General features: G+C 52.7%; 12 protein-coding genes. 2 read left to right on the forward strand and 10 right to left on the reverse strand.

Features of this window, described 5'->3' with window-relative positions; all coding sequences use genetic code 11:
* Positions 1-2 precede the first annotated feature (2 nt).
* Positions 3-695 (forward strand): N-acetylmannosamine-6-phosphate 2-epimerase, encoded by a 693-nt coding sequence (locus KNP72_RS03970; RefSeq protein WP_214832238.1) that lies wholly within the window; start codon positions 3-5, stop codon positions 693-695.
* A gap of 57 nt (positions 696-752) precedes the next feature.
* Here the strand turns inward: KNP72_RS03970 and KNP72_RS03975 are convergent, their stop codons facing one another.
* A complete protein-coding gene (locus KNP72_RS03975; RefSeq protein WP_214832239.1) occupies positions 753-2345 on the reverse strand; it encodes a hypothetical protein in 1593 nt (530 codons plus the stop codon).
* The gene (locus tag KNP72_RS03980; RefSeq protein ID WP_214832240.1) at positions 2342-3211 is read right to left on the reverse strand and encodes a hypothetical protein; all 870 of its coding nucleotides are present in this window, start codon (positions 3209-3211) and stop codon (positions 2342-2344) included. The genes KNP72_RS03975 and KNP72_RS03980 overlap by 4 nt, the downstream gene beginning before the upstream one ends.
* Positions 3212-3418: 207 nt before the next feature.
* On the opposite strand from KNP72_RS03980, the gene KNP72_RS03985 reads away from it, so the two are divergent.
* Positions 3419-4744: a PDDEXK-like family protein gene (locus tag KNP72_RS03985; RefSeq protein WP_214832241.1), complete on the forward strand. Its 1326-nt coding sequence runs from the start codon at positions 3419-3421 to the stop codon at positions 4742-4744.
* Between the two features lie 295 nt (positions 4745-5039).
* Here the strand turns inward: KNP72_RS03985 and KNP72_RS03990 are convergent, their stop codons facing one another.
* The 8 genes from KNP72_RS03990 to KNP72_RS04025 all read right to left on the reverse strand — a co-directional run bounded on the left by KNP72_RS03990 (position 5040) and on the right by KNP72_RS04025 (position 15620).
* Complete coding sequence (locus KNP72_RS03990; protein ID WP_214832243.1) at positions 5040-5918, reverse strand: restriction endonuclease; 879 nt, start codon at positions 5916-5918, stop codon at positions 5040-5042.
* 333 nt (positions 5919-6251) lie between these two features.
* Positions 6252-7223, reverse strand: a complete 972-nt coding sequence (locus KNP72_RS03995) for an aldose epimerase family protein (protein ID WP_353048439.1) — start codon at positions 7221-7223, stop codon at positions 6252-6254.
* A gap of 14 nt (positions 7224-7237) precedes the next feature.
* Positions 7238-8752: a UDP-glucose--hexose-1-phosphate uridylyltransferase gene (locus tag KNP72_RS04000; protein WP_214832245.1), complete on the reverse strand. Its 1515-nt coding sequence runs from the start codon at positions 8750-8752 to the stop codon at positions 7238-7240.
* Positions 8749-9756, reverse strand: coding sequence for a UDP-glucose 4-epimerase GalE (gene galE / locus KNP72_RS04005; protein ID WP_214832247.1), 1008 nt, complete (start codon positions 9754-9756; stop codon positions 8749-8751). The genes KNP72_RS04000 and galE overlap by 4 nt, the downstream gene beginning before the upstream one ends.
* Positions 9753-10937, reverse strand: a complete 1185-nt coding sequence (locus tag KNP72_RS04010) for a galactokinase (protein ID WP_214832249.1) — start codon at positions 10935-10937, stop codon at positions 9753-9755. The genes galE and KNP72_RS04010 overlap by 4 nt, the downstream gene beginning before the upstream one ends.
* Before the next feature lie 22 nt (positions 10938-10959).
* Positions 10960-13026, reverse strand: coding sequence for an alpha-galactosidase (locus tag KNP72_RS04015; protein ID WP_214832250.1), 2067 nt, complete (start codon positions 13024-13026; stop codon positions 10960-10962).
* On the reverse strand, positions 13023-15011 hold the full coding sequence (locus KNP72_RS04020; protein WP_214832279.1) for a beta-galactosidase: 1989 nt from the start codon (positions 15009-15011) through the stop codon (positions 13023-13025). Before KNP72_RS04020 ends, KNP72_RS04015 begins: the two co-directional genes overlap by 4 nt.
* A gap of 18 nt (positions 15012-15029) precedes the next feature.
* Positions 15030-15620: a carbohydrate ABC transporter permease gene (locus KNP72_RS04025; protein ID WP_251128835.1), complete on the reverse strand. Its 591-nt coding sequence runs from the start codon at positions 15618-15620 to the stop codon at positions 15030-15032.
* Positions 15621-15716: the final 96 nt, after the last annotated feature.

Here is a 15716-nt window from a genome sequence, read left to right on the forward strand (position 1 = left end):
TGATGACCGATTTACCAAACGGATTAATCGTCTCCTGCCAAGCACTCGAAGATGAACCGCTCCATAGTGACTACATCATGGGACGGATGGCCATCGCGGCCGTTCAAGGCGGCGCCAAAGGCATCCGAGCCAACTCGGCGAAAGACATCCGTGAAATCAAACAGCAAGCGAACGTGCCGATCATTGGGATTGTCAAACGCGACTATGCGGACAGCGACGTGTTCATCACGGCGACGATGAAAGAAGTCGAAGAATTAATCGAGGTCGGCGTCGACGTCATCGCCCTCGATGCGACGCATCGTCTGCGTCCCGGCAACATGACGCTCCAAGAGTTCGTTCACGCCATCCGTTCGATTTATCCGAATCAACTGTTGATGGCCGACTGTGCGACGCTTGAGGACTGTATCGAAGCGGATCGACTCGGTTTCGACTACATTTCGACGACGCTGCACGGCTATACGGCCGAGACGAACGGCTCGCTCCTCTTCCACGACGACTTCAAGTTCTTGAAAGACGTGCTCGACCACGTCACACAACCGGTCGTCGCCGAAGGCAACATCTTAACGCCCGAGATGGCGAAACGCTGCATGGACCTCGGCACACACGCCGTCGTCGTCGGCGGGGCCATCACGCGGCCGCAACAGATTACGGCTCGTTTTGAAGAGGCGATGTCTTCTTCATTGCATACAAACTAAAAAAAGTGTCTCCTGTTTCGAAATGAAACGAGAGACACTTTTTTAGTTATACACCGGTCAGCTACGTAAGAAGTTTCGGACATCGTCCGCATTCCGCATGACATCATCCGTCGGCACTTCGAGTAAATCTGCCAACTCGGCACTCGCATCGAGACGCACGTTCACTCGCTCCGTTTCATCAAAGGCGATTGCCGAAAGCCGTCGGTACTCCTCATATTGTCGGAAGATGGTTTGAAGCACCGCCTGATACTCTACATGCATCATCGCGATCGCAGCCTCATATGTGGCGCGCACCTGCTCCGCATTCGTATATAACCCTTCTTTGAACGTATCCATCAACTCATTCAATTTATGGAGCGAAGCGACCAATTCATCAATTGCATACATCAACGTGGCCACGACGATACCGGTCAGGATGCCGCCAATCAATCCACCAATCAATTGGGCAAACATTGCGAACGGTGTTGTTTGTAGATACGTCACGAATGACTCTGTCAATAATACGCCGACGGTCGTTGCCACCGCTGCGACGACGAGCTTTGTCGCTTCTTTGATGGCCGTCTGCGACGTCATGCCTTCGGGTGGTTGGCACAACAACTTGAACGCACTCCATAACCCGGTCACACCGTCATTGATCAGACGCGCCAAATTCTTCGACGTCGTCATGAACGTGTTGATGAACACCGTCAACAGATTCCCCATAAACCCACCGATGAAGCCGTCTTTGAACGCTGTGGCAAACCGCTTCATCTGTTGCATCATATGAACATAGACACGCTCTAAACATTGTTTGAACGCTTCAATCCGCGCGTCCCAATTCGTGAACTGTTTAAACGACTTGAAGAATCCCTTTAGCTCCTTGAACAAGATGTGTTGCAACTCATAGAGAAACAGCCCAATCGCTTGTTTTGTACCGACCCGCAGTCCTTGGCTCGCTCCGGTTTTCGCCAGATTCTTTGCATAATATGTGTGTTTCGCTTTCGTGACAGACTTTTTGACGTGCTTCTTGGCCTCGATGTATTTCTCCATCGCCGCCTGTTCATCCACGCCATAGCGGTCTCGGTTCGTCTGAGTCGGGTCTTTCGGGTTCGGTGAATCGAGCCACACTTTAAAGTCCTTGTCCCCTTTTGACTGATTGAGACTTCCGTTCGTCCATGCCAAGTTCTGCTCATCGACTGCCATCTTACCTCGTGCTTCATCGGTCATATACAAACGAGCCTCATCGTTATTATGAATCTCAGAAGCCGACACCACATGGTCGCGATGAGCTTGTCCGTCTTTCTTCAACGTCTGGCCGGTATATGCATCACTGATTGAGTCATTTTGTTTAAATTCTTGCTTTCGCATCTTCGAAAAATCTTTTTCGTACATTTTTTCTCGTACTTTTTTTGAGTAGCCACGAGAAAATCGTGCTTCTACTTCATCGTCGGCAAAGACCCCTTCTTTTGCATTATGTAGTGTTGTGACATTACCGCCCTTTTGGTAGTCGTTCAAGAAGGGGCCAAGTCCGAATTCTTGAATGACTTTCGTAAACGCAATCTCTTTATACTGTTTCATAAGGATCTGAAGATGCGAGTCTTCAAGTTGTGGTGCTTGATTCAAGTCGATATCAAAATTCTCATGCAAGGATTCTGTAAACGCTTGACTCATACCGCACCACCTACTTTCTTGTTCAATAGTTTGGCTGCACTTCCCAACGTATTAATCAAAACCCCAATCCGCTCTAGTAAATCTTGGTCTTGATCAATTCGACGCATATCCCAACCGTAAGCATCAAGCTTTGGTTCAATTTCATTCAATAAGCGATTTAACCCCAAGCGGCTCTGAACCGTTAACTTACTCAGTTCACTAATCTCTCTTTCATTCCCTTTTAGCGAAACGCGTTCTTTTTTCAAGGCTGTCGCTTTCTCTAATGCCTCACGTCCAATTTTTTTGTTCTTTCCATTTTGAAAAACACCGGCAGCAATCAAGATACTCCATCCAACCGGTCCCGCCAAGCCCATCAATCCACTCCCGACGGCCAGTCCACCACCTGTTGCAAGCGCACTTCCGCCTAACCAAGCCATCGAGGCGTTGGCGGCCAAGCTGCCGCTGATCGCTGCTCCAGTCGATACAGTCCGGAACGTTGTGGCGATTGCCGCAGCCGTGGTCGGTGTCATGCTAATTGTAGCAGCGCTCATAGCAATCGCCTCTGCTGTAGACACCATCTTTTGAGTAGCTGCAATCTCGGTTTGTACCTCCAGCAAAAATGTATCGAAACGTCTGTACTCAAGTTCAATTTTTTCGACTTCAATTTCCATTTCGTTTGTTTTGTTCTTGAGTTGATTGATAGCGTCCCAGTTAAAACCAATGATGGATTTTAACCGTTTCCGCTCACCAAATAATTCCTCTGACGCTTTCACGACATCGGTCTTGGCTGTTTCATAAGCTCGTTCTGCTTGTTTATACGTTTCAATGGAATCCTCTCGGAATTTGCGATTCAACATTATGTTCTCCACTCCCGCTCCTGTTTTCACTAGTTGGAATATAAAACCAAATTAACTATTCCTTTGTTAGTATAAGGATTATACAGGTTGGATGCAGGTACTTTTTTGTTAATGGGGGAGATGAATTTCAATTTTCGAACTTTTTTGCTAAAAAACTGAACCCTTGTTGATTTTGTGACTACCTCGACTCACGTTTTATGATGTACTACCTATAACAACACTTCTTAGGAGGCCTATATGCACTACTCACTCGACACCATCTTACAACTAGAAAACTCGGCCGAATTCAATCGTCTCCATCAACAGTTTCATCAATTTAATCCGCTCAAAGTACTTCGCGTCGACCAGTACGAGATACGTCACTCGAACGTCCTCGCTTGGCTGTTCGATCCGAACGAAAACCATCGGCTTGGTAGCTTCTTTTTACGAAAAGTGTTGATGAACTTAATCACGAAACCAGAAAATGAAGAAAAGATTGTCGGCATCGACTATCTCCCATTCCTTCACGCCCCCCTCTCCGACGTCACGGTCCATCGCGAGTGGTGGACGGGGAATGGTGCTATCGACTTATTGATCGATATTCCATCGCTGAATTTGATGTTGCTCATCGAAAACAAATTTCATTCGAGCGAGTCGGCCGGCCAACTCAGTCATTATTTTGACCACGTCCACAAGACATTTTCGAATCGGAACATCTTGCCGGTCTATTTGACACTTTCGAGTGATGCCCCTTCCCACGACGATTACTGGTTCCTCGATTATGAGGATGTCCGCCTGATGATCACGCAAGAACTCAAGTTGAACCGCGCGACGATTGCCGACAACATTTACGATTTTCTAACGTATTATATCGCGCTACTCGAAGAACGCCTCGTCGATGACGAGGACACGATGAACACGGCGCTCGAGCTGTATCAAGACTATGCCTCCGCGATTCATTTACTTTACGCGAATGCTAATCCGTCAAAGCATAAACAAATCGAGCTACGGCAAGCGGTCAAAACGCTTGAGACATTTGACGCGGAGACGAAACGACATCTCCTGCTCATCTATAACCGGAAGCGACAAACCATCGACTATATCTTTAAAACCGGCGGCAACATCGTTCACCAAGCGTTCCTCGAATTTGTGAACGAGCAGGCGATTACGACCTACTCTGCACATACTCGGGTGCCTAACTTCGTTATGGACGACTGGTTACCATACTTAGAACAGATGGATCGGTTGAATCGCTATTGGCTCAACTATGGAGTGATCATCTGGTTTGAACGGAAAGGCAGCAAACGTCTCAAACTTTACGTGGAAGTCGGCCCGATTGATTATGCAGAACGTCTCCCGCTTCTAGAAGCACTCGAAGCGAAGAATATCTCGTTTTGGAAGTCGGGGAAACAAGAAGGTAAAAAGTTCACTCGCATTTATACCGAGACAACTGATGTGTCCGATTGGACGAACGCAGCTGTCGTGAAAGAGGCAATGACATCACTCATCGACGACTCGTCGTTCCGCTCGTTCAGTGAGACGGTGACCGATGTGTTGACTGATTTGTATATCGTCAAAGCGTAACGCAAAAGACCATCAAACTTGTGCTAAACAAGTTCGATGGTCTATGTTTTTATTCCACCCCAAACCAATACACCGTCCGCGAGTGATACAACTTCTCAGATTTCAGTTCGATTGAGGTTATGGTGTTTCGATAATTCTACGTAATTCAAGTACCACTGTTATGCTTTCATTAAGATAGGAGACGTCATAATCAACAAAGGTGCTGACTGATTGTCTTTACAGTTAAAATATATCCAATTATCGATTAATGAAAATAAATAAGTTGATGTTTTTAATGGAAAATAGTGCCGATTCTTTAATGTTTTTCATTGTTCCTCTTTACGTGCTCAACGTCTTCAGTATCAAAATCACGAAGGATTGCATCAACGATTCGCTCTCCATAACTTATAGTTTCACTACTAAACTTTTCAACATAATAAGTTACTTCTAGTTTATCAACGCCTACCAATACCTCATCTACCTCATTTTCTTTTATTAAAATATATTTATCTTTAAGACTAATTGTTTCTACATAAGGACCGCCTTCTTCCTTATCTAAAATTTTTAACTGGTTTAGTACCCAATGCCCAATCTTTTCGCCGACTATTTCATTATCTTTATTTAAAAAATAAGATTCCGACGATAGAGAAATTTTTAATTCTCCGCTTTCAATCAATTTGTTTAAACGTTTTGTTTCATCTTTGTTTCCTGCATTCAAAAAAACTTTAATAGAGAGTTTTTTATCATCGTTACTAGATAACGTACTCACTTCCAAATGAGTACGAATATTTTTAATTCGTCCGCTCCAATCCTCTAGAATTGGCTTTCTTAAAATCTTGAGCTGTATCCCATAAAATTTTGCAAATTTAGCAGCTCCACTTTGATATCCCGTTTTAGTGACAATAATGCCTCGAACATTTCCGATATCATGAAGTACACCGAAAAAATTTCTTGTTTTTTCGAGCGTTAGATTGCTTGCATAGTTTTTGCATTCAATTAATACAGCATGCTCTATTCCAGCTTGCTTAAAGCGCCATAGAACGTCAATTTGGTGCTGAACACCTGATCGTCCTTCTAAAGAAATATTATGTTCCACTGTAATGTTATTGATACCTTCTTTTTTTAATATCGCGGTATAAATTTCTTGGGTTAGTCTTTCATATTGGATAGCCTCACGATGAATGTCTTGGTCCAATTTCCCAAACCTCACTCTCAAGAAGATTATTATTTTGTTTGAAGGACTTTCTAGACTGTGTAACACCACTTAACTTTCATAAATTTAGATTATTATGTAAATTGTAACATGTGACCGATAAATAAAGATGCTTGAGTTCCTCAATCCTTCTTTTCTCAAATTCAAAATCAATAAAATTGTTAAGTTAATAATAACTTTCTATTTTTTAGGCTACACTCTTAGTATTTATCACGATGCCACTAAATTTCGCCTGCTCGTATTGAATAAAGAAACTATTTTATTGAACTAGTGCAGAAAAACTCATCAAAAGATTTTTTGATGAGTTTTTCTGCACTATTCCACCCCAAACCGATAAACCGTCCTCGAGTGATACAATTCCTCTGGTTTCAGTTCGATCGATGTGGCGATGTCTGGATGATTCGGTGCGTCCGGGAACGCCTGTGCTTCTAAACAGATCGCACTATGCTTCTGCCGCCCGTCGAGCGTGACCGGCGTCTCTTCACTGAGGAAATTCGCCGTATAGACGACCATGACCGGCTGGTTCGTCTCGACGTCCATGACGCGACCGCTCACTGGATCATGTAGCCGGGTCACCCTGTCATTCAAGATGAATGGATGATCAAGCCCCCCAGCCTTTGTAATCGCCTCGTCCTGCGACGTAATCGCCTTACCGACCGGTTTCCCGTCACGGAAGTCGAACGGTGTCGCCTCCACTTCGAGTAACTCACCCGTCGGCAGCGACTCGTCATCGAGCTTCGCGACGTGATCGGCCGGTAGCGTCAGCACGTGATCATGAATCGTCGGTCGCCCGCCGAGATTGAAATAATTGTGATGGTTCAAGTTGACCCACGTCCGTTTGTCCGTCTGGGCCGTCATCGTGACGACGAGCTCGTTGTCGTCCGTCAACTCATAGACGACCTTGAACGTGACGTTGCCGGGATAGCCTTCTTCCCCATCTGGGCTTACATACGTAAAGTAAATCGCCTGCCCCTCGACGTCCATGTCCCAATGTCGGGATGTGATGCCGTCGTCTCCGCCGTGGATATGATGCGGGGCCTCGCTTGGGGTCAAGGCCACGCCATCAATCTCCGCATTGCGGATCCGTCCAGCAATCCGTCCGACGACAGAACCGAGATAGACCGGGTTCTCGAGGTATTGCTCGGGACTGCCATATTTCAAAATGACAGAGTCCATGTTCCCGTCACGGTCTGGTGCCGTCAACTCGGTCATGGCACACCCGTATGAAATGGCAGACAAGCGCATGCCGTTCTTGTTTTCAATCGTTGCTTCTCTCAACTGGCTCACCTACTTCAACTAGTTTACCTGTTCATTCCCGTAGTCGTCGCTCCGTACTCCACTTTATCGACGTGGCTGAGAAACGAAGCCATAAACGCGGTGAAACGTTCCTGTCCTTCCGGCGTCTGTTTGAACACGCCCGCGTCCTCGAGCCCTTTGACGAACTTGTCGATGACGGCCTGGTCGACAATCGTCTTCGCGTCGCCTGACTTCGTCTTCAACTCGTCCGCCCACGCGCGGTGCATGTCCGCCACTTCGACGTCTTCACCGGCCACATAACGGACGACTTGTTCGAGTTCGGCCTTCAGGCGGGCTGGCAATACGGCGAGCCCCATCACTTCGATCAAACCGATATTCTCGCGCTTGATGTGATGGACGTCGGCGTGCGGATGGAAGATGCCGTCCGGATGCTCATCGCTCGTCCGGTTGTTGCGGAGGACGAGGTCTAATTCATAGCGTCCGTCGCGGCGGCGCGCGATCGGTGTCACCGTATTGTGACGGGTCTCACCCGAATACGGGACGATATCACCGTCGGCATACTCGCGCCAGAGACCGAGCAACTGATTCGCCAACATGACGAGTTGCTCTTTCTGGCGGGAGCGGAGCCGGACGACCGAGAGCGGCCAATAGAGCGTCTCGATTTCGACTTGGTCGTAACGGTCCGAGCGATACGTCGAGACGACTTTGGCGTCGTCCATCGCAAACCGGTAGCGGCCGGCCTGGTAATGGTCGTGCGTCAAAATCGACCCGCCGACGATCGGCAAGTCCGCGTTCGACCCGGCGAAGTAATGCGGGAACTGCGACACGAAGTCGAGCAGTCGTTCGAAGGCGCCCCGGTCGATGACCATGTCGCGCACTTCATTCGACAATAAAATCGAGTGCTCGTTGTAGTAGAGGTACGGCGAGTATTGGAACGACCACGCCTGTCCCCCGAGCGTGAGCGGGATGATGCGGTGGTTGGCCCGGGCCGGATGTTTCAAGTGGCCGCCGTAACCCTCGTTTTCAATCGCGAGCAACCCTTTCGGATAGTTCGTCTCCGGTGCCGGTTGCAGGCGGGCCCGGGCGATCTCGCGCGGGTCCTTCTCCGGCTTCGATAGGTTGATCGTGATGTCGAGCGTGCCGTAGCGCGTCGGCGCCTTGTACGTGATGTTGTTGGCGATCCGTTTCGTCTGGATATAGTTCGACGCCTGACTCATCTTATAGAAGAAAGTTGTCGCCACTTCAACATCGGCAGTTCGAAGCGCGTTGAACGTGCGCGTCACCTCGGACGGTTTTGAGACGAACACGTCCATGACCTCGGCCATGAATCGGTCCTTCTCTTCAAGCAAGTCGTCGACGAGCCCACGGTCGACCGCATGCTCCGTCAACGCCTCGAGCAGATTCGGAATCGAGTCATGCGGAACGAACGTCGGTTTCGTGAAATCAAGCTGGTTGATTCGGGCGAGGACACGGTTCCGCGCATAGATGCGGTCTTGTTCCGTGATTAGTTCCTCCCGAATCGCTGCCTCGACGAGCGCTTCAATCGTAGATTCGATCATCGTCTCACCCCTTCGACATGTTTATAGCCTTCCGGATGATGCTTGTGCCAGTTCCAGGCGTCGGCCAAAATGACATCGACCGTCGACCGTTCCGGCACCCAGCCGATCACTTGCTTCGCCTTGTCCGGTGACGCGATCAGCATCGCCGGGTCGCCGGCACGACGGACGCCCATCTGCACCGGGATGGCATGTCCCGTCACCCGACGGGCCGCCTCGATGATTTCGAGCACCGATAGCCCCGTCTCCGTTCCGAGATTGAACACGTCGCTCGCGCCACCCTTTTTCAAGTAATCGAGCGCGCGTACGTGGGCGTCGACGAGGTCTTGGACGTGGATGTAATCACGGATGCATGTGCCGTCCGCGGTCGGGTAGTCGTCACCGAACACGGTGATCGCGTCACGCTTCCCGTTCGCCACTTCAAGCACGAGGGGGATCAGATGTGTCTCCGGCATATGGTCCTCACCGATTTCACCGGTCGGGTCGGCGCCGGCGACGTTGAAGTAACGGAGCGCGACGAAACGGATACCGAAGGCGCGGTCACACCATTTCATCATCGTCTCCATCGCGAGCTTCGTCGCCCCGTACGTGTTCGTCGGGTTCGTCACGGCCGTCTCGCGGATTGGCATCTCGTCCTGGTCGCCGTATGTCGCGGCCGTCGAGGAGAAGACGATCCGCGTCACGCCGTGTTTGCGCATCGTCTCGAGCAACACTTGTGTCCCGAAGACGTTGTTGTCGTAATACTTCAACGGCTCATCCATCGACTCACCGACGAGCGAGTTGGCGGCGAAATGGAGCACCTCGGTGATCGATTCGTTCGCGAACGTCCGATCCATGAAAGCACGATCGCGGATATCCCCGTCATAGAAACGGACTTGTTTCGGCACCGACTCGATATGGCCGGTCTGAAGGTTGTCGATCACGATGACGTCTTCCCCGCGCGCAAGCAAGGCGCGGACTGCATGGGAGCCGATGTAACCGGCCCCTCCGACGACGAGTACACTCATTTCACTTCCTCCTCTACGAGTTCACGCGCGCCGTCCCCGACGGACGCGATATAAAATGTCGGCGCATAGCCGATCTCTGCTTCATACACGGTCGACACGGTCTGCATGACCGCTTCCGTAGCCGTCTTGTCGACGATGGCGATGGCGCAACCACCGAAGCCGGCGCCTGTCATCCGGCTGCCGATGACGCCGTCACAACTTTGCGTCGCGGCGACGAGCGTGTCGAGCTCGCGGCCCGTCACTTCGTAGTCAGATTTTAGTGACGCGTGCGAGTCGTTCATCAGTTGACCGAACGCATCGAGTCGTCCGTCTTCGAGCGCGGTGAAGGCGAGCTTCGTCCGCTCGTTCTCCGAGATGGCGTGACGTGCCCGCTTGCGGAGCGTCTCCGGGAGATCGTCCGCCACCGTCTCGAACGTCTCGACCGCCAGTTGACCGAGCGAGGCGACGTCGAAGTGCTGCCGCAATAGGCCGAGCGCCGTATCGCATTCGGTGCGGCGTTCGTTATATTTCGAGTCGGCCAGTTCGCGGCGTTTGTTCGTGTTCATAATCAAAATATCATAGCCGTCGAGTTTGATCGGCGCATAATCGTGATGGAGCGTGTCGCAGTCGAGCAGGATGGCGTGGTCCGCTTTTCCCATGCCAATCGCGAACTGGTCCATGATGCCACTGTTGACGCCGATGAAGTCGTTCTCGACGCGCTGTCCGAGATGGACGAGGTCAATCCGTTCGAGACCGAGTCCGTACACCTCATTGATCATGAGCGCCGTCACGAGTTCGAGCGAGGCCGATGACGACAAGCCGGCGCCGTTCGGGATATTGCCGGCGAGGAGGAAATCGAATCCTCCGACCGCGTGCCCGTCCGCGCGCAGGAGCGCGACGACGCCTTTGACGTAGTTCGCCCAGTCATGCTGCGCGTCATACGTTCCGTCCGTCACCGGGAACATAACGACACCGACGTCCTCGAAGTTGAGCGAGTAGACGCGGATTAGTTCATCCTCACGCTTCCGGACGAGCCCGTACGTGCCGAACGTGATGGCACATGGAAAGACGTGGCCTCCGTTGTAATCGGTGTGTTCGCCGATCAAGTTGATGCGGCCCGGTGCGAAGAAGCTTCGCTCGGGGCTTGCCGAGAACACGGTCTCGAACTGTTCGTTCAGGTGTGTTGAATCAAATGAAAGCATACGACTCCATCCCTTTCTTTGCTCATGCCGGGCGGATGACCAGGCAATACGCGTCATAGTCCTGTTGTTGTGTGAGTGTGAGGCCTTGTTCCATCAAATAGCGTCCGCTCACGCGTCGGTCGTCGTAGACGTAGACGCGCTCCGGGTCGAGCCCGGCGAGTTTGACGCGCAATCGATTCTTGCCGTAATGACGGCGGTCGGCGTTGACGAGGACGACATAGTCCTCACCGTCCGTGTAACCCATCGCATGCACCCCGTCCGTCTTGAGCGAGGCAAGGCGATAGCTCGTACCGTGCTGGACGAGCGGGCGGATCGACTTGTATGTCTTGATCCATTGTGCCGCCTCAACAAGCTCGTCCTTGCTCCATTCGAGCAGGTTGCCGCCGATGCCGAGCGTGCCCTGCATCGCGCTGACGAACCTAAACCTGAGCGGGAGCGAGCGGCCGTTCAACCAGTTCGGTGCGTCCGTCACCCAGCAGCTCATCATCTTGGCGTTATAGGCGTACGAGAAGCCTTCCTGGATCTCGAGCCGGTCGAGCGCATCGGTATTGTCGCTCGTCCAGACTTGTTCGACGCGCGTGAGCACACCGAGGTCGATCCGTCCCCCACCGCCAGCGCATGACTCGAAAGCGACGTCCGGATGTTTTGCCCGGAGCGTGTCGAGAATGCGATAGACGGCTTCCGTGTGGCGGAGCCACAGCTCTTTCGCGTCGCGTAACTGCGGACTATCCGGTTCCGAGAAGGCGCGGTTCATGTCCCACTTGATATAGCGGATCGCATGCTTCGACAGCAGTTCGTCCAATAGACCGGTCACGTGCGCCTCGACTTCCGGGAGCGCCAAGTTCAACACGAACTGGTTGCGCGAAGTCGTCGACGGGCGTCCGTCCGTCTGATAAATCCAATCGGGATGCGCCCGGTATAAATCGGAATCGGGGTTAACCATCTCCGGTTCGACCCAGAGGCCGAACTGGAGGCCTTTGTCCTCGACGTAACGGATGAGCGGCTCGAGCCCGTTCGGGAATTTCGTCGTGTTGACGTGCCAATCCCCGAGACCAGCCGCGTCCGAGTTCCGTTCGCCGAACCAGCCGTCGTCGACGACGAACAGCTCGCAGCCGATCGCGGCTGCCTCATCGACGAGCCGTTTCTGGCCGTCCTCGCTGACATCGAAATACGTCGCCTCCCATGAGTTATACAAGACAGGTCGGAGCGTCTCGCGCGTCCGTTCCGGCATGATGACGTGGCGCTCGAAATCGTGCGCGTTCCGGCTCATGCCGCCGAATCCCTGTTGCGTGTAACCGATATAGCCGGTCGGTGTCGTGAACGACTCGCCCGCTTCAAGTCTCTTCGCGAAGTCGAACGGGTTGAGTCCGCCCGTCACTTGCGTGAAGCCGAACTGATCGCGCTCGAAATGAATCGCCCAGTTGCCAGAGTGACCGAGGAAGCCGTAAATGACCTCACCGTTTTCTTTCGTCGCCGACTGGTCGAGGGCGAACCACGGATTGCTTTGGTGGCTCGTCAAACCGCGGCGGCTCTCGATCGTCTTCTTGCCTGGTAGCAACTCGCCTTGCTGGAGCTGGAACTCGCTCGTCCACGCCCCACTGAAATGACTGAGGCGAAGCTTGCGTTCCGTCAAGCCGAGGCTGAACGACTGTGCGCTCTCGAGCGTCACCGTCTCGCCTGTCTGAATCGTCATCTTGCGTTCGATGATGTCGTACGCTGCATACACCTTGAAGTGGAGCGTCACGGTCAACTGTTGGATCGAATCGACCAAGTCGATTTCGAGCGTGTCGCCATCGATGCGGGCATCCCGGAACGTGAAGGCATGTAGCCGTTCACTTTCGGTGCGGCTCTTCAACGTCGGTTCCGTATAGACGAGGTCACCGAACGAGGCGAATTCGTACGCGGCGACGCCTTCTGGTGTCTCAAATGACGAATGCAAAATGCGTGCGTCCGGCAACTCGGCATAATCCGACTCAAGGAGCCGGCCACCGAGATATTGATGGACGAGTCGTCCGCGGGCGTCGACGTCGAACACGTAGGCGAGGTTTGTCCCTTCAATCACGAAGCGGTTTTTGAAGCGGTAAATCATGCCTCCACCTCCTGCTTCAAGATGACAACATCGAGCGGATTGAGCTCGAGCTTGCCTGATACTGCTTCCCCCTCGAGCGTTTGCCAGTCGCCTAACACGTCGACCGTCGACGTCACGTCCGTCGAATGGTTCATGTAGAAGCGAATGACGTATCCATCGCCGTGGCGGTCGACTTTCTCGACATCGTCCGGGAGGCGGTTGGCATCGATACCGGCGCGTGTGAGCGCCTCGTTGTAAATCACATCGAGCATCGCATCGTCGACCGATGAGCCGATATACGTCACGTCGCCCTTGTACGTGTGGCGTGTGACGGCGGCCGTCCCTTTGTAGAACGCCTGCTCATACGTCGCGAGCACGTCGGCATCCTTCGGCGTGATCAAATCGCACCAGATGTTCGCCTCGGACACATAGTCACCGAGTCTGACTTGGTTCGACTGGACCGCTTGTAAGCTCTCGTACTCATCGATCTCGATGCCGGCGTATTTCGCGAACTTGCCTGGGAGCGTATCGAAGTGACAGCGGTTGATTGGGTCTTTGACGCCCGTCCGGTACGTGAAGATGATGTGGCCGCCGTTCTCGATATAGTCGATGAGTGACGCATCGAACGTGTCATTTCCGAGGAAATAGAGCGGCACGACGACGAGTTTATAGCGGTCGAGTGCGTCGCCTGGGAAGACGATATCCGTGTTGACACCTTGGCGGACGGCCGCCCCGTAAAAGCGGACGAACTCTTGCTTGAAGTTGAACGCGTCCGAGTGCGGCTGATGCGTCCACGCCCATAGGTTCTCTTGGTCGAAGTAGACGGCGACGTCGGCCTTATATTCAGCCGCGTTGATCATATCGCCATGCGTCGAGAGCTCTTTCATGACGCCTTGCACTTCATCGAACTTCCGTTTCGGCTTGCCGTCGTGATCGATGATGCCGTGGCAGAACTCCTCGGTCCCAAAATGAGCGGCCCGGAAGCGGAAATAGACGATGGCTTCGGCGCCGCGCGCGACGGCTTGATGCGTCCACAGGCGGATATGGCCCGGTCGCGGCAAGTAGCCGATCCGGCTCCAACCTTGCGCACCACTGAGCTGCTCCATCACCCAGAAGCCTTTGCCTTGTTTTGACGAGCGACACAAGTCATGGTCGTGTGCCGTCTTCTCGAATCGGTTCGGCTCCGGCAACCCGCCCCAGACAGGATAGTTGTCGAACGAGACGTAATCGAGGTCTTGGGCCATCTGTTGCTGGTTGATCGCCATGTCGCTATAGACAAGGTTATGTGTGATGAACGCATCGTCATGGATGAGCGGACGGAGCGTGTCGACTTGGAGCTTGTTGAACGAACGGTACGCGTCCGAGCAGAAGCGGTCGAAGTCGACGAGGAGCGACGGGTTGTGCTCTTGGAACACGGTACGAGGGACCGGAATCTGACTCCATGCCGAGTATGTATGGCTCCAGAAGACGGTCCCCCAGGCCGCGTTCAACGCGTCGAGCGTCTCATAGCGGTCTTGTAGCCAGGCTTGGAACGCGACTTGGTCGACGTCGCCGTACGAGCGGTCCGATTTCTCGTGGCCGTACTCGTTGTCGGTCTGCCAGCCGATGACGGCCGGATGCTTCCCGTAACGTTCCGCCATCTTGCGCGTGATACGCTCGCAATACTCGCGGTATACTGGACTGTTGACCGTATAGTGGCGGCGGGCGCCGAAACTGATGCGGACCCCGTCCGCCGTCACCGGCAAGATGTCCGGATATTTCTCGATCAACCAGGCCGGTGGCGTCGCCGTCGGCGTGCCGAGGATGACGTCGAAGTCTTTGCCGAACGTGTCGACGACCTCGTCCCAAAACGAGAAGTCGAACTCGCCGTCGGACGGCTCCATCATTGTCCACGCGAACTCCGCCATGCGGATCACGTTGACACCGAGCTCTTTCATCAAGCGGACGTCCTCGTCCCACAGGGCGCGGTCCGTCTGTTCTGGGTAATAATCTACACCTACATACATTTGATTCACCTCAATCGATTATTTGACCGCTCCCGAAGTCATGCCTTTCTGTAAGAAGCGTTGGAAGAAGATATAGAACACCATCGTCGGCAAGCTGATCAACACGAGCGAGGCGTACAGTTTACCTGGATCACCACCGAGCGCTTCCGTGAAGAACGTCGGGGCCATCGTCACCGTCTGATAGGCCGGGTCCGTCATGAACGTGAGGACCATCAAATACTCGTTCCACGAGTTGAGGAACGCATAAATCGTCGCCGTCGCAAGTGCCGGCTTGGCGAGCGGCATCATGATCTTATAGAAGATTTGGAACGTCGTCGCCCCGTCGATATGGGCTGCTTCCATCAACTCGTTCGGCAGCTCGTCGAAGTAGCTCTTGATGAGCATCAGACCGAACGGGAGGAAGAACGCCACCTCGGCGCCGATCAATCCCCAGTAGCTGTTCAAGCCGTCAAGGTTGCGCAACGTGAAGAAGAGCGGGACGATGAGCGACGCGACCGGCAACATGAGCCCGGCTAAGACGAGGTTGAAGAGTAACCGTTTCCCCGCGAACTCGAGCTTTGAGAAGCCGAATGCCGCGAAGGCGAGGAACGAGATCGAGATGATGATCATAAAGAACTGTATTTTGCAATACAAATGTGCACAATAATGCAACGAAAAGTACAGAACTTTGCCAGCTGGGTTTTAGTGTTTCGACAACGCATGCGT

Origin of the sequence: Exiguobacterium sp. s152 (assembly GCF_018618335.1) — a bacterium.
In the GTDB taxonomy this organism is placed as follows: Bacteria; Bacillota; Bacilli; order Exiguobacteriales; family Exiguobacteriaceae; genus Exiguobacterium; species Exiguobacterium chiriqhucha.